Source organism: Pseudomonas profundi (genome assembly GCF_008638305.1).
Taxonomy (GTDB): domain Bacteria; phylum Pseudomonadota; class Gammaproteobacteria; order Pseudomonadales; family Pseudomonadaceae; genus Halopseudomonas; species Halopseudomonas profundi.
This window is the reverse complement of the sequence record NZ_VTPZ01000052.1, coordinates 1-431: the sequence shown is the minus strand read 5'-3', so window position 1 is coordinate 431 and position 431 is coordinate 1. Positions and strand designations below refer to the sequence as shown.

The 431-nt window shown below is 67.1% G+C and carries 1 pseudogene; it reads left to right on the top strand.

Annotated elements, in window-relative coordinates:
* Positions 1-431, top strand: a pseudogene (locus tag FZE95_RS19535) (excinuclease ABC subunit A); the annotation flags it as partial.

Genomic DNA, 431 nt, shown 5'->3' with positions numbered 1-431 from the left:
GCCACGCCCGATGCTCGACGCCGCCGCTATGATGCCGGACGGTTCTCGTTCAACGTCGCCAAGGGGCGCTGCGAGACTTGCGAGGGCGAGGGTTTCGTTAGCGTGGAACTGCTGTTCATGCCCAGCGTGTACGCGCCGTGCCCGACCTGCCATGGCGCGCGCTACAACGAGGCCACGCTGAAGGTGCAGTGGAACGGGCGCAACATCGCCGAGGTGCTGCAGATGACCGTGGACGAGGCCAGCGAATTCTTCGCGGGTGAAGACGCGGTGGCAAGGCCCCTGCAACTGCTGCGCGACATCGGACTGGGCTATCTGCGCCTGGGGCAACCGGCCACTGAGCTTTCCGGTGGCGAGGCGCAGCGCATCAAGCTGGCGACCGAGCTTCAGCGCAGCCAGCGCGGCCGAAGCCTGTACGTGCTCGACGAGCCGAC